This window comes from Hymenobacter actinosclerus (assembly GCF_900111515.1).
Taxonomy (GTDB): Bacteria; Bacteroidota; Bacteroidia; order Cytophagales; family Hymenobacteraceae; genus Hymenobacter; species Hymenobacter actinosclerus.
Genome location: NZ_FOHS01000001.1, coordinates 810,957 through 829,704, shown reverse-complemented (window position 1 = coordinate 829,704; position 18,748 = coordinate 810,957). Strand labels below are relative to the sequence as shown.

Below are 18,748 nucleotides of genomic sequence, written 5' to 3'. Positions count from 1 at the left end.
ATAGGCTTGGGCTGAATCATAGTATTCTGAACCTGTGCTGGTGTGGTGAGTGAAAGCCCCGCGCCCGACAGGACTGGGCTAAACCACCGAAGTCTGAGACCTAACCTCTAAGTTCCTAAGCCCTACCCCATGTCGCAACACAAGGAAGTGAAACTCGTGACCACGCACCAGCTGCTGGCCATGAAGGAGCGCGGCGAGAAAATCTCCATGCTCACGGCCTACGACTTCTCGATGGCCCAGATTCTGGACGGCGCCGGCATCGACGTGCTGCTCGTCGGCGACTCGGCCTCCAACGTGATGGCCGGCCACGAAACCACGTTGCCCATCACCCTCGACCAGATGATTTACCACGCCCAAAGCGTGGTGCGGGCCGTGAAGCGCGCCTTCGTGGTGGTCGATATGCCGTTTGGCTCCTACCAGGGCAACTCGTCGGAGGCGCTGCGCTCGGCCATCCGCATCATGAAGGAATCGGGCGGGCACGGTATCAAGCTCGAAGGCGGCGCCGAAATCAAGGACAGCATCACGCGCATTCTGACGGCCGGCATTCCGGTGATGGGCCATCTGGGGCTTACTCCGCAAAGTATTTATAAATTTGGCACGTACTCGGTGCGGGCCAAGGAGGAAGTGGAGGCCCAGAAGCTCATCGAGGATGCGCTGCTGCTGCAGGAAATCGGCTGCTTCGCGCTGGTGCTGGAGAAGATTCCCTCGGGCTTGGCCAAGCGCGTAGCCGAGCAGCTTACCATCCCCGTCATCGGCATCGGCGCCGGCCCCGACGTGGATGGGCAGGTGCTGGTGGTGCACGATATGCTGGGCATCACCAAGGAGTTCAAGCCCCGCTTTTTGCGCCGCTACGCCGACCTCGGCGATGCCATGCACGACGCCGTGCAGCGCTACATCCAGGACGTAAAGTCCCGCGACTTCCCCACCGCCGACGAAGCCTACTAGTTGAATTATGAATGCTGAATTATGAATTATGAATTGAATGATGCCCCTACGCTGGTAGCTGCCCGCCTGGCCGGAATTCACAATTCATAACTCATAATTCATAATTAACACGAAGTGAACCGTCCCAACCTGTGGTCGGAGCAGAAGGAAATTCTGTTCGAAGACAACCATCTGCTCATCATCAACAAGCCCGCCGGCCTGCTCGTGCAGGGCGACGCCACCGGCGACGAGCCGCTGTCCAACAAGGCCGAGGAGTACCTGCGCTTCAAGTACAAGAAGCCCGGCGCGGCCTTCATCGGCGTGGTGCACCGGCTCGATAGGCCCGTGAGCGGCGTGGTGGTGCTGGCCAAAACCAGCAAGGCCCTGAGCCGCATGAACGAGCTGTTCCGCGACAACAAAATCAGCAAAACCTACTGGGCGCTTACCGGCAAGTGCCCCGCCCCCATCGAAGGCCACCTCACGCACTGGCTGGTGAAAGACCCCATCCGCAACGTCACGAAGGCGTATTCGGAGCGCCACGGGCAGGGCCAGAAGTCGGACCTCGACTACCGGGTACTGGGCGAGGCCGGCAACCGCTTTCTGGTGCAGGTGAACCCCATCACGGGCCGCCCCCACCAGATTCGGGTGCAGCTGAGCACCGGCCTGGGCACGCCCATCGTCGGCGACGTGAAGTACGGTTTCCTGGCTCCGCTGCCCGACGTGAGCATCGCCCTGCACGCCCGCGAGTTGCAGTTCAAGCACCCCGTTACCAAAGAGGACATGCGCATCTTGGCTCCGTTGCCCGACATAGCGCATTGGCAGGCGGCGGAGGCGTATTATTAATTTTGAGCTGTTTAGCTGTTAGCTGTTAGCTGTTAGCTGTTAGCTGTTAGCTGAAGGAACGTCATTCTGAGCTAAGCGAATAATCTCGCGTGCCACAGTAATTCCTGACGTAAGGGTTACCATGGCACGCGAGATTCTTCGCTCCGCTCTGAATGACGTTCTGGTTTTCCGACGTATTCGGTTCCCAACCCTACCGGCTCCCAACAACATTATGGCCTTTTGGGCAGGGAAATTGCACTGGGGGCAGGGGTGGCCGTAGTTTTGCACCACGGTTGCTGAACTTATATAGCATTTCCGCGCTTTGCTGCCTGTACGCTCCGGCGGCCCCTCCCCCCGACTCCCTCACTTTTTCTGCCCTCTTCATGGCAATACTCGTTTTCTTCATCGCGCACTACTACCTGTCGCTGTTCACCCAAACGTTCTACCTGCACCGCTACGCGGCGCACAAGATGTTTACGATGAACAAGTTCTGGGAGAAGTTCTTCTTCCTGTTCACCTACATCTGCCAGGGTTCCTCGTTCTTGTCGCCGCGGGCCTACGCGCTGCTGCACCGCATGCACCACGCCTACTCCGACACCGAGCTGGACCCGCACTCGCCGTTGTACTCGTCGAACGCTTTCACGATGATGTGGAAGACCAAGAACATCTACAACGCCGTACTTAACCGCGACTACGCCGCCGCCGAGCGGTTCGAGGGCGACTACCCCGAGTGGGACCTCATCGAGAACCTGGGCGACAAGTGGTATTCGCGCCTGGCCTGGGGCACAATGTACGTGCTGTTCTACGTGAACTTCGCTACCGCCTGGTGGCAGTTCCTGCTGTTGCCGCTGCACTTTCTGATGGGCCCGATCCATGGTGCCATCGTGAACTGGGGCGGCCACAAGTACGGCTACCAGAACTTCGACAACCACGACCATTCCAAGAACACGCTGCCCTTCGACTTTTTGGCCTTCGGCGAGCTGTTCCAGAACAACCACCACAAGCTGCCCATGCGCGTCAACTTCGGCGTGAAGAAGTGGGAGCTCGACCCCACCTACGCCTTCATCTGGGCGCTGGACAAGGTGAAAGTGGTGAAGATCAAGCGCAAGTGGCAGGAAGACGTGCAGATGGCCGCTTAGTTAGCTGTTAGCTGTTAGCTGTTAGCTGTTAGCTGTTAGCTGTTAGCTGTTAGCTGTTAGCTGTTAGCTGTTAGCTGGCTACTGAATTGTAGTGAAAAGGGTTTCTCCGCATGGAGAGACCCTTTTTTATTGGCTTGGGTTTGGCCGCAAGCCAACTCCGGCTAAATTAATCAGCGTAATCAACGTAATCCGATAAATCAGTGATTACCTTTGCACCTCATTTTCAACCAGACGCACGGGATGCGTCGCTTAACCCCACCGGTTTATGGCAGTTAAAATCCGCCTCGCCCGCCGCGGCCGCAAGAAGGCCGCAATGTTCGACATCGTTATTGCTGACTCGCGCGCCCCGCGTGACGGTCGCTTCATCGAGAAAATCGGTACCTATAACCCCCAGACCAACCCCGCGACCATCAACTTCGATGGCGACAAGGCGTTCGACTGGATCATGAAAGGTGCCCAGCCCACCGATACCGTACGGGCCATGCTCTCGTACCGCGGCGTGCTCTACCGCAAGCACCTGCAGCTGGGTGTTATCAAAGGCGCTATTTCGCAGGAAACTGCCGATGAGCGCTACACGGCCTGGAAAGAAGACAAGGACGCCAAAATCGAAGGCAAGCGCACCACCCTGGGCACCGCCAAGGATGAGGCTCGTCAGCAGCGTCTGGCCGCCGAAACCAAGGTGAAGGAAGCCCGTTCGGAAGCTCAGCGCGCCAAGCAGGCCGCCATCGATGCCGCCAACGCCCCGGCTCCCGTAGCCGAGGAGGCTACGGCTGAAGCCGAAGGCGAAACCACCGAAGCGGCTGCTCCAGCCGAGGAAACCACCGAAGCCGCCGCCGAATAGTTTGGGAGTTGAGCAGTTGGAAAGCGAAGACGCTGTAACGGTCCTTCAGCTTTCCAACTGCGCAATTCATGCCGCACCAAGCTCCACCCCATCCGCATGAAAATCGACGACTGCTACCAGCTGGGCTCCCTCGGGAAGCCCCACGGCCTGAAAGGGTTTGTGGTGGCCTTCTTCGACGTGGACGACCTCAACGACTACCGCAAGCTGCAAACGGTCTGGCTGGAAATGGCCGCCGCGCCCGGCAAGCTGGTCGCTCACGAAGTCGAGAAATTTCAGCCCCAGACCGACAACAAGGTCTTGTTCAAGCTGAAAGGCATCGACCGGATTGAGGACGCCGAGCCCCTGCGCAACGCCAAGCTGTGGCGCCCGCTGGCCGAGCTGCCCACCCTTTCCGACGACCAGTTTTACTTCCACGATGTGGTTGGCTACACGGTGGTGGATGAGGTGCTGGGCGAGCTGGGCACGGTGGAGGCCTTCTACGAACTGCCCCGGCAGGACGTGCTGGGCATGCGCTACCAGGGCCAGGAAGTCCTGATTCCGGTGGTGGATGAGCTGGTGCTGCGCGCCGACCAGGCGGCCCGCCGCCTGCTGGTGAAGCTGCCCGACGGTTTGCTCGACGTGTACCTGAGCCCTTCCTCGCCCAACGACGAGCAGGAATCAGACGACGACGAGCCGGCCGCGTAACCGTTCAGCCCTTATGCGGATTGACATCGTCACGTGCCAGCCGGATTTGCTGGTCAGCCCCTTTGCGCATTCCATTGTGAAGCGCGCCCAGGAAAAAGGGCTGGCCGAAGTTCATCTGCACGATTTGCGCCGCTACGCCATCAACAAGCACGGCCAGATTGACGATTACGTGTTTGGGGGCGGGGCGGGCATGGTGCTGCGCGTGGAGCCGATTGCCGCTTGTTTCGACGAACTGCTGGCCGAACGCCCGTACGATGCCATCATCTACCTCACGCCCGACGGCGAAACCCTGCGCCAGCCGCTGGTCAACCGTCTGTCGCTCAGTGGCAACCTGTTGTTGCTGTGCGGGCATTACAAGGGCGTCGATGAGCGGATTCGGCAGGCCTATATCACCCACGAAATCAGCGTAGGCGACTACGTACTGAGCGGGGGTGAGCTGGGCGCGGCGGTGTTGGTTGATGCCGTGGTGCGGCTGTTGCCCGGCGTGCTGGGCAACGAAGAATCGGCCCTGAGCGACTCGTTTCAGGATAACCTGCTCTCGCCGCCCATTTACACCCGGCCCGCCGAATGGCGGGGCCAACCGGTACCAGAGATTCTGCTTTCGGGCAACACTCCGAAAATCGACGTCTGGCGCCACGAACAAGCTTTGGCCCGCACCCAACAGCGCCGGCCCGACTTATTGGAATAGTGAGTGAAGGAAAGCGTCGGCAACTGTCAGCGTTTCACCACCTCACCATTTCACAATCTAAAAACAGAGCGCTATATTTGCGCCTCTTTACCAGAAACCCCGGGGCGGCGCGACCGTCCTTTACAGTTTTTTCAGCCATGAGCGTACTACTCGATTTTATTGAGCAAGAGTCCCAGGAGCGCCGCGCCAGCTTCCCCCGTTTTGCCGCCGGCGACACCATCAACGTCCACGTGAAAATCCGCGAGGGCAACAAGGAGCGCGTGCAGCAGTTCCAGGGCGTTGTGCTTCAGCGCAAGAACACCAGCACCAACGGCGAAACCTTCACCGTGCGTAAAATCTCGAACCAGATTGGTACCGAGCGGATTTTCCCGCTGCTCTCGCCCAACATCGAGAAGATCGAAGTTATCCGTCGTGGTAAGGTGCGTCGCGCCCGTTTGTACTACCTGCGTGGCCTATCGGGCAAAGCAGCTCGTATCAAGGAGCGTCGTTTGAACGCCCCCAAAGTAGTGGCCGCGTAAGTAGCGCTGCTTCCAGCACAGAAAAAGCCGGCTTCCCTTGCGGAAAGCCGGCTTTTTCTGTTCTAACGATTCACATTGCCATGCTAAGCCGGGCTCAGGATGACATGGAACCTTACTTGTTCTGGGCCGAGTCCTTCTTCAGGTCCTGGGCAGGTGTGTTTTCGTTGCTGCCACCAAGCTGCTGAGCAGCGGCGCTCAGGGCTTCACCAAGTTTGGTGACGCGCTCGGCCGTATTGGGGTTTTCGGCAAATACGGCAGCCGCTACCGTGTTGGCGCCCAAACGGGACAGCAGGCGGGTAACGGTTTCCTCATTGACGGCGCCACCGCCGAAGTGGGCTTTCAGGTCCTGTAGGTCCACTACAATCTGGTGCAGCTGGGGGTTATCGACGTCCTTGAGGTCTTCAATCCAGCGCTGGAAGTGGTTGTCGAGGCCGGCACGCTCAGCTTCGTCCTGTAGGTTGTTGCCGAGCAGGTTAATAGCGCCATCGAGGTGAACCTGGTGCTGGGTATCGTCTTTTGGAATCTTATGGAAGGCCATGCGAAAGGTAATTGAGGCCGCCAGAGCAGCCGGTTGGAGAGTGTGTTCTTGGCAAACGCGGCCCTTTCGCTAAAGGTTATAAGTACTTTCGGAACCGATACGCTACTTTCGCTAGGCTGCCTCCCATTGATCGGGTAGTAGCTGGTTTCTTTTATGCCATGCGCCAACGCCTCTACCTTTTCTGTCTGCTGCTGGCCGGCTGCGGCCCGCGCTACGCCGATTTGCCCACTTTTTCGGCCGAGCGCAAGTTGCTGCAGGTGGTAGTCGAAACGCCGGCCGGCACCAACCACGAGCAGCGCTACAATCCTGCCACCGATGCGTTTGAGCCGCGGCGGCTGGCGGGGCTGGCAGCTATTGTTGAGTTTCTGCCGGCGCCCGGCAACCTGGGCTTCGTGCCCGGCACCCGCCCGCCCGAGGCGGCCCAGGGCCAGCCGGGACAGCCGCTGCCGGCCCTGCTGCTGGCCGAAAGCCAGCCCGCCGGCACCGTGCTCGAAGTACTACCCATCGCCCTGCTCACGCTCGATATAAACGGCCTGCTTCGCCCGCTGGTGGTAGTTGTGCCGGCCCGGCCCAGCCAGCGCATCCTGCCCCAGGCCACCGATTGGACCAGCCTCAGGCAGGCCTACCCCGGCGTGCGGCCGTTCCTGGAGCTCTGGTTTCGCAATCGCGCGCCCAATACCCGCATCGTGGGCTGGAAGGACGAGAAGGCCGCCAGCCAGCTGGTCCGGCAGTGGATGCAGTAACGGCGGCCGTAAGCTTACAGCAGCTGTTGAAGCCTAAAAAAGCGCCCCGCCGGTAGTACCGACGGGGCGCTTGCTACTGTTTAACTGGTCTGCCGGGTGCCACCATAGCGGCTGCCGGGCCCAGTGGCCTACTGGATTTTGCTGAGACGGTCTTTTACGGCTTCCAACGCAACGCGCATGTTCACGATGTCGGCGCGGGCACCTTCCTGCTCCTTGAGGTTCATATCAACCTGGTTGTTGAGCTGCTGCAACTCGGCCGCGTTCTGGGCCAGCTGCTGCTGAATCTCAATTTTCTTCTGCTTGTTTCTGTCGATGTCCTTCTTGTAGGCATCGGCTTTGTTGATAACGGCCAGGTGCTGGTCCTGCGCCTGCTGCAGCGACTTTTCGGCGGCCATAACCTGCACGGCCATGTCTTCGCGGTAGAGCTTCAGGGAGAAATCCTTCAGGTAACCCTCGGCCGATTTCCACTGCACGGGCGTAGCGTCCTTGCTCAGGTAGGCGTTGCCCAGGTCAATCGACCACCAGATGGTGGTACCCGTGGGCACGGCATCGACCTTGCTGATAACGCGCAACGGTGTTTTGGAAATAGCATCAATCACGACCTGATCCATCGTGTAGATGCCCTTATCGGACTTCACTTTGTTGCCAAACTGCTCGTCGAGCTGTTTCTTCCACGATTCCTCTACCCTTTTGCTGTCGAGCTGCATGGAAACCCGCTGGCCTTTGCGGGGAATACCTTTAATGGCCATTTCGGTTTCGTCAACCTGGGCACTCTGTGCGAAGCCGGTTACCGACGATACCAGCACCAGCAGCAGCGGAAAAAGTATGCTTCGTTTCATAAGGAGAACAATTGATTGAAAAAGAAAAGCTTGCGCAACAGGGGTACGGCCGGATAATAGCTTTCCGACTGACCAAATTTAACCACCCTACCTGCATGTTGCTACACTACCGATTGTTTTTTTTCGGGAAACTAGACTTTTAGGGGAAACTTTATATATTAACTTACTTATATGATAAACTCATTTCCGGGCTGGGGGGCCTGAACAAAAGGGCCGCGGGAGAGGTTGCCTGCTCACTATGCCCATAACCATCTGCCGCCAGGAGCACTTCAATGCCGCTCACCGCCTGCACAATCCCGCCTGGTCCGACGAGCGCAACCAGGAGGTGTTCGACAAGTGCAACAATGCCAATTACCACGGCCACAACTACCAGCTCATTGTGCGCCTGACGGGGGAAATCGACCCGGAAACCGGCTACGTGTACGACATGAAGAAGCTGAGCGACCTCATCAAACGCGAGATTCTCGATACCTTTGACCATCGGAATCTGAACCTGGATGTGGCCGATTTCCAGCACCTCAATCCCACGGCCGAAAATATTGCGGTAGTGAGCTGGAACCGGCTACGGCCTCATTTGGCCGATAACCTGGCTTTGTCGGTCACGCTGTACGAGACGGAGCGCAATTTTGTAGAATACCATGGATAACCTGCCCCTGTCGGCCGTGGCCGGCAGCCCTGCCGCCGCCGCCGACGCCCAACTTCCGCCCGACCTGCGCACCCCCCTGCGCCCCGATGCCTTCGAGCAAAGTGAGGAAGCCAAGATTGAGGCCATTGCGGGCCATTTCCGCGAGATAATGCAGGTGCTGGGCCTCGACCTGACCGACGACAGCCTGGCCGGTACGCCCCGGCGGGTGGCCAAGATGTACGTGCAGGAGTGGTTCCGGGGCCTCAACCCGGCCTACCACCCCGAGGTGCGCCTGTTCGAGAACCGCTACCAGTACCAGCAGATGCTGGTGGAGCGCGACATCACGCTGTTTTCGTGCTGCGAGCACCATTTCGTGCCCATTATCGGCAAGGCGCACGTGGCCTATCTGCCCGGAGAGCACGTGGTGGGCCTGAGCAAGCTCAACCGGGTGGTGCAGTATTTCGCCCGCCGGCCCCAGGTGCAGGAGCGCCTCACGCGCCAGATTGCCGAGGAGCTCAAGCGCAGCCTGGGCACCGACGACGTGGCCGTACTCATCGAGGCCGACCACCTGTGCGTGATGAGCCGCGGCGTGAACGACACGAGCAGCAGCACCCTCACGGCCGAGTACGGCGGCGCCTTCGGCCAAGACGCCACCCTGCGCCAGGAGTTCCTGCGCCTGATTGGCAAGTGAGCTGTTAGCTGAATTGACAAGATAAATTGGTATGCGGAACGTCATTCAGAGCGCAGCGAAGAATCTCGCCTGAATTCGTCCAACGTCTGTTCGAGCGAGATTCTTCGCTCCGCTCTGAATGACGTTCTGTACACCAAATTAGCCTGTCAGTTCTGTTAGCTGTTAGCTGTTAGCTGTTAGCTGTTAGCTGTTAGCTGTTAGCTGTTAGCTGTTAGCTGTTAGCTGATGGTACGGAAAGTCCGTAGTAGCTTGCGGGCCGAATTGCATCTTTTATTCAAGAACATGAGCTAACAGCTAATAGCTGTCAGCTAACAGCCCAAGAAATATGTCGCGTAAGGTTCTGATTACGGGGGGCACCGGCATGATTGGCACGCGGCTGGCCGAAATGCTGATTGACGGCGGCTACGAGGTGGCGCTGCTCAGCCGCACGCCCGGCGACAACCGCTACTTCAGCTTCCGCTGGGACCCGCTGGCCGGCACCATCGACCCGGCGGCCGTGCCCTACGCCGACTTTATTGTGAACCTGGCCGGCAGCAGCGTGTCGGATGGCAAGTGGACGGCCGAGCGCAAGCAGCAGATTCTGTCGAGCCGGGTGGCGGGCACGCAGCTGCTGGCCCAGGAGCTACGTAAGGGCGGCCACCACGTGCGCGGCTTCGTATCGGCCTCGGCCATTGGCATTTATGGCGACCAGGGCGACAAGCTGCTGACGGCCGAAACGCCGCCGGCCACCGACGACTTTCTGGCTGTCGTGTGCCGGCAGTGGGAAGAAGCGGCCGAGTACGTGGAGCAGGACGGTATCCGTACGGCCATTCTGCGCATCGGCATTGTGCTCAGCCCCGAGGGCGGGGCGCTGGTGCCGCTGGCCCGCACCGTGAAGCTGATGGCCGGCGCGCCGCTGGGCTCGGGCAAGCAGTACATGTCCTGGATTCACCTCGACGACCTGTGCCGGCTCTTCATCCGGGCCATTGAAGATGAGCAGTGGCGCGGCGTGTACAATGCCGTGGCGCCCAACCCGGTTACCAACAAGGAGTTTACCGAAACCCTGGCCGACGTGCTGCACCGCCCGCTGGTGCTGCCCAAGGTGCCCGAGTTCGGCCTGAAGCTAATGATGGGCGAGATGAGCGAAATCGTGCTGGCCTCGCAGCGGGTGAGTGCCGAGCGGGTGCTGGGCCTGGGCTTCAAATTCGAGTACCCGACCCTGAAACCGGCCCTGGAGTCGTTCTACGGCGACGAGCAGTAGGCCGGGACGATGCGGCGGTTCCTGCAAGGAGTGCTTTTGCTGCCGTTGCTGCTCATCGGCTACCTGAACGCCCGCCTGTATTACCGCCCCGATTTCACCCCGGCGGCCGGCTACGCCATCAACCAGGATGTAGTGGCCCAGCTGCGGTTTCTGCGCGGGCCTATGCACCACGGCGCCGGCCAGCAGATGCAGGACCTCTACCCCGAGGGCTTTGTGTACCTGAACGCCCTGTATGCGCTGGCGTGGGCGGAGCTGCTGCCGCATCTGCCCCCGCAAAGCCCGCTGTACCAGGAAGGACTGGCGGAAACCCGGTGGGCGGTGCGCGAGATTCAGTCGCCCAACGGCTACGCGCAGTTTGTCAACCCCGATTTGCCTTTGCCAAATGGCGCCTTCTACCAGGGCTGGTCGGCCTACGTGCTGGGGCGCTACCTAGCCGCCCAACCCGCCGCCCTTCGCGACACGGCCGACGTGGGCCGGTTCCGGCGGCAGTGCGCCCTCATTGCCCGGGCGCTGCAAGCCAGCCCCTCGCCCTACCTCGAATCATATTCTGGCGCGGCCTGGCCCGCCGATGGCGTGATGGGCGTGGCCGCGCTGGCCTGGCACGACCGGCTGTATCCGGCCCGCTACCAGCCTTTGCTGTGGCAGTGGGTAAGCCAGGTAAAGGGCCGGCTCGACGCGCGGGGGCTGATTCCGCACCGCGCGGCGGCTGGCAGCGGCCGCAGCAGGGAGGACGCCCGGGGCTCGTCGCAAAGCCAACTGCTCAACTTTCTGCTGGAAATAGACCCAACTTTCGCCCGGCAGCAATTCCAGCTTTACCGCCGCAGCTTCCTCACCAGCCGCCTGGGTTTGCCGGGCATCCGCGAAGCGGCCCACGGGGCGCCCCCGGCCGATGACATCGACTCGGGCCCGGTGATTTGGGACGTGGGCGGGGCGGCCTCGCTGGTGGGCCGCCGCACCATGCAGCGCTACGCCGATACTACCACGGCCGTGGGTTTGCGCAACAGCATCGAAGGCTTCGGGGCCGCCTTCACGACCTCCGCGGGCAAGCGCTACCTGTTCGGGCAGTTGCCCATTGCCGACGCCTTTATTGCCTGGGCCAATTCCATAGAAGCCACCCACGAAATCCGGGGCGCGGCGGGCTGGCGTGGCTCGTTTCAGCTGCTGTCGGCCGTGGCCGCAGCTGTTCTGCTAGCCGCCGGGGCAGCTCTCCAGCCCCGGCGCCGCCGCTGATACTGGAGTTGTCCACGCAGACATCCGAAAGCCCTGGAAACGGATCCGGAGCATGTGGAGACGCATCCGGAGGGCATCGAAAGGCATCCAGGTGATGTGGAAACGTATCTGGAGGGTAACAGCGGGCTGTAGAGACGCGACCCTTCGCGTCTCAGCGTTGAACGGCCCGGCTCTGAACGGCCCTACGGCAACAACCTCAGCAACCTCAGCAACGCCGAGACGCGAAGGGGCGCGTCTCTACAGCCCGCTGTTACAGCTTCAGGCTGTCGGGAATGGCGATGGCGCCCTGGTTGATGCGCTCCAGTAGATCATCGACGATGAGGCTGTCGACGGGTTCGGGACGGCGGCGGGGTTCGGCCGTAACGCAGTTGTACTTTTTGTTGATTTTGACGGTGGGTTGGGGGAAGGGGCCCATGCGGATGTCCAGGTCGGGGTCTTTATAGAGCTTTTCCATGTAGGTGCCGAAGATGGGCAGGGCCGTGCGGCCGCCCTCGCCCTGCTGCGAGCCCACGAAGTGGATGCTGCGGTCTTCGCCGCCCACCCACACGCCGGTTACCAGGTCGCGGGTGATGCCCATGTACCAGCCGTCGGAGTAATTGCTGGTGGTGCCGGTTTTGCCGCCAATCTGGTTGTTCTTTTTCCAGAGCTCGTAGTCCCAGAGGGCCTGGGAGGTGCCGCCGGGCTCCTCCATGCCGCCGCGCAGCATGTAAGTCATCAACCAAGCCGTTTCGGCCGGAATTACGCGCTTCTGGCGGGGGTCGAACTGCACCAGCACGTTGCCGTTCTGGTCTTCGATGCGGGTGATGAGCATGGGCTCGGGCCGGAAACCCTGGTTGACGAAGGTGCTGTAGGCATTCACCATCTCGTACACGCTCACGTCGCCACCCGAACCCAGGCCGATGCTGGGCACGCCGAGCAGCTTGCTTTTGATACCGACTTTGTGGGCGTACTTGGCCACGTTGTCCCAGCCGACTTTCTCGGTGAGCTGGGCCGTGACGGAGTTTACCGAGCGGGCCATAGCGTAGCGCAGCGTCATGTTCATGCCGGTATACTCGCGGGTTACGTTGTCGGGCTTCCACTCCATGGGCTTGCCGTTTTCCACGTACTTGATGGTCACGCGCTCATCCCGGATTCGGTCGCAGGGGGCGTAGCCGTTGTCGAGGGCCGTCAGGTAGACGAAGGGCTTGAAGGTGGAGCCGGCCTGGCGCTTGCCCTGCTTCACATGGTCGTACTGGAAAAAGCGGTAGTCGATGCCGCCCACCCAGGCCTTGATCTGGCCCGTGAAGGGGTCCATGGTCATCAGACCGGCGTGCAGAAAGTGCTTGTAGTAGGCCAGCGAGTCGAGGGGCGAAAGCATGAGCGTGGTGTCCCGGTCGCCTTTCCAGGTGAACACCTTCATGGGGCGCTTGGCGTGCAGGGCCGAATCGAGGCGCTGGGGCTGGCCCTTGTACTGGGCGGCCAGGCGCTTGTACTGCTGGGTGCGCTTCATCTGGGTTTCGATGAAGTTGGGGATGACGTTGCCGTCCTCGTCCACCCAGGGGTCGGTGCCGCGGTTGCGCCAGAAGTTGTCGAAGGTGCGTTGCAGGCTCTTCATCTTCTTGTCCACGGCCTCCTCGGCGTAGCCCTGCATGCGCGAGTCGATGGTGGTGTACACCTTCAGGCCGTCGCGGTACAGGTCGTAGCCGTTGGCCTTGCACCACTCGTTGGCTTTCTGGCTGATGGCGCTGCGGTAGTAGGTTTCGGGGCCGTCGACGTGCTTTTCTACCTGGTATTGCAGCACAATGGGCGTGGCCTGCTGAGCGGCCACCTGAGCGGCCGTGAGTACGCCGGCCTGGCCCATGCGGGTGAGTACCAGGTCGCGGCGGCGCTTGGCGGCTTCGGGGTGGAACTGGGGGTTGAAGGCGGTGGGGTTATTGAGCATGCCCACCAGCATGGCCGCCTGCTCGACGGTGAGCGAGTCGGGCGAGGTGCTGTAGAACGTTTTAGCGGCCACTTTCACCCCGTAGGCCTGCGAGCCGTACTCGACGGTGTTGAAGTACAGGGCCAGGATTTCGTTTTTGGTGTAGCGGCGCTCCAGCTCCACGGCCGTCAGCCACTCCTTGGTTTTGCTGATGATGGTGCCCACGAGCGGCACCCGGCCCAGGGCCCCGGTGTTTTCCTTGCGGCGGGTTTTGTAGAGGTTTTTGGCCAGCTGCTGGGTGATGGTGGAGCCCCCGCCCCCGCTGCCGCCGGTGGCCACGCCCGCCACGGCCCGGGCAATGGCAATGGCATCAATACCCGAATGCTCCTCGAAACGCACGTCCTCGGTGGCCACCAACGCCTTTATCAGCCAGGGCGACATTTTGCTGAGCGGCACCGGGCTGCGGTTTTCGCGGAAGTAGCGGCCCAGCAGCACCCCGTCGGCCGTGAACACCTGCGAGGGCTGCTCGACGCGCGGGCTCTCCAGCTCCTCCAAACTCGGCGACTTGCCAAACAGGTACATAAAGTTCATGCTCACCAGAATGGGGTAGAGCAGAAACACGCCCACACCCACCACAAAACCGGCCCACAGCAGCCGGGAAACCCGGTTGGGCCAGCGGCGCACGGGCCGGGCAGCAGCGGCAGAATCAGTTGGTTTCGGAGCTTTAGGAGCGGACATGCAGGGCGCGGAGTAGCAGGCCGCGCCGGACAAGCCGGCCGCGGGAGTGCAAATATACCAGTTGCGGCCGGGCTACCGACCGATGTGGCCTTACCCCGGCCGGCTACCCGCCCGCCGTTCGCCCAGCCAGTTCACGAACTCACCATAACGCCAATCAGCAAAGCAAACAGCGCAACAACTCCCGCGAGGTAGCCCCCGATGGTGACAAGACGCCAGAAGCTGCGCCACCACCAACGCCGTACGCGCGATATAAGCCGCTGAGCGGTATAAACGCCTAACCACGGAAGCAGCGCCAGGCAGAGCATAAACCCGGCCGCAAACCACGTTTCCGCCTGCGGATGGTGCGGCCACAGCTCCGCCAGCAATAGCAGGTTCAGCCAGCTAAACCCCAGCAGCCCCAGCGCCCACCAGGCCAGCCGCGGCACGGCCGGCAGCAGCACGTAGCGAATGAACTGCCCCAGCTGCGCGGTATAGGATTCGGTTGTTTTCATCAGGCCAGGGGGTTGAGGTGCAGCCAGCCAGCTCCGAGCAGCAGCAGAAACAGCAGCGTGCCCAAGTGAAAAACCACGCAGAGCCAGAACACGAAATCGGCTTGGTGGCGGGGGCGGTCGAGCAGCGTGGCCGGCGCATCGGGCAGGGCCAGCGGCAGCGTGGCCCGGTACAGCACCACGGCGTTGGCGGCGGCCAGCAACAGGGCCACCAGCAGCGGCTGCTGCCAAAGCCGCATCAGCATGGCCAGGCCGGCTGCATCGGTGGTGCCCAGGCGGTACCAGCCGGGCACCTGCCAGATGGTCCAGAGCAGGGCCCCAGCGGCCAGCAGCACGGCCAGGCAGCGGCCGGGGGAATTGGTGGAGTGCCTATCCATTTACCGGGCTGCCACGGCCGCCGCACCCGCCCCCCAGAGGAGCATCACGTGCAGCAGCGTCCAGAGGACGGAGCCCAGCAGCAGGGCTGCGGCGGGCAGCACCACGGCCAGCAGCCGCCAGCGGCGGGCCGGCGGCGTGGCGGCCCGCTCGCGCCAGGTGAGCAGCGTGGCCAGGATTACGATGCTGGCTATGCACCAGAGCAGGCCCAGGAAAGTGAGGAAGAAGGTCATGATTTTGTAGTTAGGTATCGTTCTGCTATCCACCCCACCCTCCGGCCCCCTCCCCTCCGGGAGAGGGGGAGCCTGACGTTTGTCGTTGAACGCACCCCCTCTCCCGGAGGGGAGGGGGCCGGGGGGTGGGGTGCGACTACCGCACAGCTGAATCAAAAGCGGCCGATTCGGCCCGGGTCCAGCTTTGCCAGGTGCGCTGGCGCGGGTAGGCGCGGCGCCAAGCGGCGAGGCGCTGTTGGATGAGGGTGCGGGCCTCGGCGGGCGTGGCGGTTTCCTCTTGGTAGCTGCCGGGCGGGCTGATGATGATGCGGCGCATGCCATCGAGGACCTGCTGGCGGGCGGCTACTTCGGGCAGTACGCGGGCGGGCATTTCGAGCAGGAAGCCCAGGTCGAGGGTGCTGAAGCGGGCGTTGAGGTTGTAGCGGGCAATCCAGATTTCCCAGTTGCCCAGCGCCAGCAGCAGCAGTAGCCCGTAGGCGGCCAGCGAGTTGAGGCGCACCAGCCCAAAGGCCGAGCGGCGCTGCCAGATTTTAAGCAGCACGGTAACCAAGCCGAAGAAAGTCAGCAGCAGAAACCCGTACACCCCGATGCGCTTGTAGGCCAGGCCCGTGTACTGAATGTAGTAGTAGTTGCGCAGCCCCACCGACACGGCCAGCACCGCGTTCTGCACCACCCACACGGTAGCGCCCCAGCGCAACGCCGCCAGACCGGGCTGGTAGAAGTTGAGATTGCGCCGGAAAAACCACAGCACAATCCCCATCGCCACCAGAATGCTGAAAATGAGCACGTAGGTCCCTTCGTGCACGAACTGCGTGAGGTCGAAGCCGGGAGTCAGCACAAAGCCGAACCAAATCCAGCGGATGTCGATGATGTTGACTATCAGCAGCAGCGCGTTCACGAGGCCGAACACGGCCAGGGCCGCCAGGTACTCCTTGCGCAAATCGAGGGCCTTGCGGTCGAGGGCCCGAAAGTCGGGCCGGCGCACGCCCAGCGAGGCTACCCGGTCGCGCTGCCGCCGCACAAACTCGCCCAGCCGCGACTCCCGGTCCTGGAAATAGTGCAGGGGCACGACCACCAACGCCCCGGCAGTCAGCGCGAATCCGACCAGAAAAAACAGCAGATGCGGCAGGGAAATGGCGGGCAGCAGCGCCAGCAGCCAGTCGCCCAGGTGCTCGAATACCTGCCCGGCCAACGCGGCGTAGCGCGGGTTGGCCAGCACGAACAGGAAGTGGAACACCACCAGCACCGCCAGCGGGGCCAGCAGCAGCCGGCCGTAGAAGCGCGTGCGGCTCCACTTGCCGGCCCCGTTGCTGGGCAGGCGCAGGTAGGGCAGCAGCCCCGGCAGCGCCCGCGCGGCCCCACCCAAAGCCGTGAGCAGCGCGAAAGCCAGCAGCCGCAAATGGGGCTGGTTCACGAAGCCGAGCAGCATTACTAACGAGGCCACGCAGGCCAGCCAGGCGGCCCCCGAGCCGTACCAGACCACGGCGCCCGCGCTCAACAGCGTGCCGGCCAGCAGTAGCCGGAAGTAGCCCGAGCGCCACACCGCCGCGTGCCGGGGCAGCCCCACGAGCGTAGCGGCCACCACAAACAGCGTGTAGAGCGCCAGGTTCAGCCCCACGGCCTGTTGGTAGAACAGCACGTCGAACAGCACGGCGCCCAGCGGGAGCAGTAGTTTCTGAAGAGCCGTGAGGGGCAGGGGCCGGCGGCGGGCCGCGGTGGCAGCAGGGGCCGCTGGTGCGGCGGCGGGAACAGCGAATGTCGTCATCACATTTATTTTAAAAGAACTTTGTAATTCAAAGTTTAGAGGCAAAAAAAAGAGCCCGGCTAGCCCCGCAGCAGTTTTTCCAGCGCCGCCAGATGCTCCTGGAAAGCGGTTTTGCCTTCTTTGGAAGCCGAGTAGGTGGTGTTGGGTTTCTTGCCCACGAACTGCTTGCTGACGCTCACGTAGCCCGCTTTTTCGAGGGCCGCTACGTGGCTGGCGAGGTTGCCGTCAGTCAGGTCGAGGGCTTCTTTGAGCTCGGTGAAGCTGACCACCTCGTTGGCCATGAGCACCGCCATCACGCCCAACCGCACCCGGTTGTCGAAAGCCTTATTGAGCGTGTGAATCAGGTGCTTCAAAGCGGTGAGATAGTGAAATGGTGAGATGGTGAGTTTGAAGTTCGAAGCTTGGGGCGCTAACGGTGTAAATGGTGCATCTGGCGCAAGTAGGGCCGTTGAACGACAACTCACTATTTCACCATCTCACCGCTCGTAGCGGTTGTACATCAGCAAGCCGTAGCCGATGTGGCCCAGGCCGAAACCCAGGGCAAAGAACAGCAGACCAAGGCCGGGAATCAACAAAGCCACCAAGCCGAGGCCGATAACGGTGAGGCCCAGCCAGCGGATTTCGTCGAGGGTGTACTTGCTGGCGTTGAGCAGGGCCAGGCCGTAGAAGATGAGCATGGCCGGCACCACCAGCGCCACGGCCCCCTCCAGGTACAGCGCGATGCAGAACAGTCCGCCCGCCACCAGCGGAATGGCCAGGCTGATGGCCAGCCGCCGGCCCAGCGCGCTCCAGAGCGGCTGCCCGTTGCGGCGGGCCCGGCGCAGCGTGAAAAACGAGGCCACCAGCAGCGCCACCACCACAATGCCCCCCGCCAGCCCCAGCAGAAACGGCAGCACCGCCCGTCGCTCCTGCGCCGAGCTTTCCAACAAGCCCAGGTAGCCGGCGTTGGGGTACAAGCCCTTCAGGTACCAGTGCCCCAGCCCGGCGCCGGCCAGCGCCACCAGCCCCGCCCCTACCCCGGCCAGCCCGCTCAGCGAAATAAAGCGCGACGACCGCTCCATGATGGCGCGAATCTCGGTAAGTTGGGCGAGCGGGTCGGGAGTGGGCTGGGCCATATGTCTGAAAGAACTTTGCGTTACAAAGCAATCACATTTACCGAACTTCGCCAAACTTATTTTTGCGCTGTGATGATTCTTCCTAAACCAAGTCCGCGCATTCTAGCCCAACACCATCTCTGGTCTGCTTGGTTTGGCGGTCTAGCGCTGGCGATGTTACTGCTGGCTTTTTGGCTATTACTACTTGCCATGCCAAGTATGCGCTGGAGTTGGTCTTCCTTATCTGAGGGACTCGTGATGCTGCTGTTATGCCCGCCATTAGTGGGAGTTTTTCTGGGAGTGCCTTCGCTAATAGGCGCCTTTATTCGCCGCCGAGGCATAGAATGGTCCTTTGCCACGGCGGGCTCCCGGAGCAGCTTGGTATGGCGGGTTGGATTGGTTGTGGAAGGCTCGGTGTTGGGGCTACTGCTTGCTTATCTTCTTGGAAGCTTCCTGTTAAGTTCTCACGACCAAGCAGAACCGCTTTATACAGCTCAACTATTCTTCGGCCTCAGCCTGCCCTGGCTGCTGTCCTCGGTGCTGGCGGCTTTGCGCTTGTGGCCAGGCCGGATGCCGGAGCCCACGCCGGAGATATGCGCTACGCGAACTGCTTCCGACTCATGAGCCCACGGC

General features: G+C 61.7%; 22 protein-coding genes. 13 read left to right on the top strand and 9 right to left on the bottom strand.

The features are described 5' to 3' along the window. Positions 1-129 precede the first annotated feature (129 nt). From panB to rplS, 7 genes are all read left to right on the top strand, one after another. Positions 130-945 carry a 3-methyl-2-oxobutanoate hydroxymethyltransferase gene (panB, locus tag BMY67_RS03610; RefSeq protein ID WP_092768344.1) on the top strand — a complete coding sequence of 272 codons (816 nt, stop codon included), beginning with the start codon at positions 130-132 and terminating at the stop codon, positions 943-945. 114 nt (positions 946-1,059) lie between these two features. Next, complete coding sequence (locus BMY67_RS03605; protein ID WP_092768342.1) at positions 1,060-1,767, top strand: RluA family pseudouridine synthase; 708 nt, start codon at positions 1,060-1,062, stop codon at positions 1,765-1,767. 362 nt (positions 1,768-2,129) lie between these two features. Further along, entirely contained in the window at positions 2,130-2,885 is a 756-nt protein-coding gene (locus BMY67_RS03600) for an acyl-CoA desaturase (protein ID WP_092768340.1), read from the top strand. A 265-nt stretch (positions 2,886-3,150) separates the two neighbouring features. Further along, the gene (locus BMY67_RS03595) at positions 3,151-3,726 is read left to right on the top strand and encodes a 30S ribosomal protein S16 (protein WP_092768338.1); all 576 of its coding nucleotides are present in this window, start codon (positions 3,151-3,153) and stop codon (positions 3,724-3,726) included. A gap of 96 nt (positions 3,727-3,822) precedes the next feature. Beyond that, positions 3,823-4,410 carry a ribosome maturation factor RimM gene (gene rimM, locus BMY67_RS03590; RefSeq protein ID WP_092768336.1) on the top strand — a complete coding sequence of 196 codons (588 nt, stop codon included), beginning with the start codon at positions 3,823-3,825 and terminating at the stop codon, positions 4,408-4,410. Positions 4,411-4,423: 13 nt separating this feature from the next. Beyond that, complete coding sequence (gene trmD, locus BMY67_RS03585) at positions 4,424-5,098, top strand: tRNA (guanosine(37)-N1)-methyltransferase TrmD (RefSeq protein WP_092768334.1); 675 nt, start codon at positions 4,424-4,426, stop codon at positions 5,096-5,098. 137 nt (positions 5,099-5,235) lie between these two features. Beyond that, positions 5,236-5,616: a 50S ribosomal protein L19 gene (gene rplS / locus BMY67_RS03580; protein ID WP_092768332.1), complete on the top strand. Its 381-nt coding sequence runs from the start codon at positions 5,236-5,238 to the stop codon at positions 5,614-5,616. 112 nt (positions 5,617-5,728) lie between these two features. Here the strand turns inward: rplS and BMY67_RS03575 are convergent, their stop codons facing one another. Continuing rightward, on the bottom strand, positions 5,729-6,154 hold the full coding sequence (locus BMY67_RS03575; RefSeq protein WP_092768330.1) for a hypothetical protein: 426 nt from the start codon (positions 6,152-6,154) through the stop codon (positions 5,729-5,731). 158 nt (positions 6,155-6,312) lie between these two features. On the opposite strand from BMY67_RS03575, the gene BMY67_RS03570 reads away from it, so the two are divergent. Next, positions 6,313-6,897: an inorganic diphosphatase gene (locus tag BMY67_RS03570; RefSeq protein ID WP_092768328.1), complete on the top strand. Its 585-nt coding sequence runs from the start codon at positions 6,313-6,315 to the stop codon at positions 6,895-6,897. 128 nt (positions 6,898-7,025) lie between these two features. Here the strand turns inward: BMY67_RS03570 and BMY67_RS03565 are convergent, their stop codons facing one another. Then, on the bottom strand, positions 7,026-7,736 hold the full coding sequence (locus tag BMY67_RS03565; RefSeq protein WP_092768326.1) for a hypothetical protein: 711 nt from the start codon (positions 7,734-7,736) through the stop codon (positions 7,026-7,028). A gap of 238 nt (positions 7,737-7,974) precedes the next feature. Between BMY67_RS03565 and BMY67_RS03560 the strand changes: the two genes are divergently transcribed. The 4 genes from BMY67_RS03560 to BMY67_RS03545 all read left to right on the top strand — a co-directional run bounded on the left by BMY67_RS03560 (position 7,975) and on the right by BMY67_RS03545 (position 11,522). Next, entirely contained in the window at positions 7,975-8,382 is a 408-nt protein-coding gene (locus tag BMY67_RS03560; RefSeq protein ID WP_092768324.1) for a 6-pyruvoyl trahydropterin synthase family protein, read from the top strand. Further along, positions 8,375-9,052, top strand: a complete 678-nt coding sequence (gene folE, locus BMY67_RS03555) for a GTP cyclohydrolase I FolE (RefSeq protein WP_245744861.1) — start codon at positions 8,375-8,377, stop codon at positions 9,050-9,052. Before BMY67_RS03560 ends, folE begins: the two co-directional genes overlap by 8 nt. 325 nt (positions 9,053-9,377) lie before the next feature. Further along, on the top strand, positions 9,378-10,292 hold the full coding sequence (locus tag BMY67_RS03550; protein ID WP_092768322.1) for a TIGR01777 family oxidoreductase: 915 nt from the start codon (positions 9,378-9,380) through the stop codon (positions 10,290-10,292). Between the two features lie 36 nt (positions 10,293-10,328). Next, positions 10,329-11,522, top strand: a complete 1,194-nt coding sequence (locus tag BMY67_RS03545) for a hypothetical protein (RefSeq protein WP_177189670.1) — start codon at positions 10,329-10,331, stop codon at positions 11,520-11,522. A gap of 250 nt (positions 11,523-11,772) precedes the next feature. Here BMY67_RS03545 and BMY67_RS03540 read toward each other — a convergent pair whose 3' ends face one another. The 7 genes from BMY67_RS03540 to BMY67_RS03510 all read right to left on the bottom strand — a co-directional run bounded on the left by BMY67_RS03540 (position 11,773) and on the right by BMY67_RS03510 (position 18,136). Continuing rightward, positions 11,773-14,160, bottom strand: coding sequence for a transglycosylase domain-containing protein (locus BMY67_RS03540; RefSeq protein ID WP_245744860.1), 2,388 nt, complete (start codon positions 14,158-14,160; stop codon positions 11,773-11,775). Between the two features lie 131 nt (positions 14,161-14,291). After that, on the bottom strand, positions 14,292-14,651 hold the full coding sequence (locus BMY67_RS03535; protein WP_092768318.1) for a hypothetical protein: 360 nt from the start codon (positions 14,649-14,651) through the stop codon (positions 14,292-14,294). Next, complete coding sequence (locus tag BMY67_RS03530) at positions 14,651-15,025, bottom strand: hypothetical protein (protein WP_092768316.1); 375 nt, start codon at positions 15,023-15,025, stop codon at positions 14,651-14,653. Before BMY67_RS03530 ends, BMY67_RS03535 begins: the two co-directional genes overlap by 1 nt. Continuing rightward, positions 15,026-15,256: a hypothetical protein gene (locus tag BMY67_RS03525; RefSeq protein WP_092768314.1), complete on the bottom strand. Its 231-nt coding sequence runs from the start codon at positions 15,254-15,256 to the stop codon at positions 15,026-15,028. 136 nt (positions 15,257-15,392) lie between these two features. Beyond that, on the bottom strand, positions 15,393-17,021 hold the full coding sequence (locus tag BMY67_RS03520; RefSeq protein ID WP_092768312.1) for a DUF4153 domain-containing protein: 1,629 nt from the start codon (positions 17,019-17,021) through the stop codon (positions 15,393-15,395). A 59-nt stretch (positions 17,022-17,080) separates the two neighbouring features. Then, positions 17,081-17,374, bottom strand: a complete 294-nt coding sequence (locus BMY67_RS03515; protein ID WP_019948559.1) for a winged helix-turn-helix domain-containing protein — start codon at positions 17,372-17,374, stop codon at positions 17,081-17,083. Between the two features lie 123 nt (positions 17,375-17,497). Beyond that, positions 17,498-18,136 carry a hypothetical protein gene (locus BMY67_RS03510; protein WP_092768310.1) on the bottom strand — a complete coding sequence of 213 codons (639 nt, stop codon included), beginning with the start codon at positions 18,134-18,136 and terminating at the stop codon, positions 17,498-17,500. Between BMY67_RS03510 and BMY67_RS19250 the strand changes: the two genes are divergently transcribed. After that, on the top strand, positions 18,137-18,739 hold the full coding sequence (locus BMY67_RS19250; protein ID WP_177189669.1) for a hypothetical protein: 603 nt from the start codon (positions 18,137-18,139) through the stop codon (positions 18,737-18,739). It begins immediately after the preceding gene. Positions 18,740-18,748 lie beyond the last annotated feature (9 nt).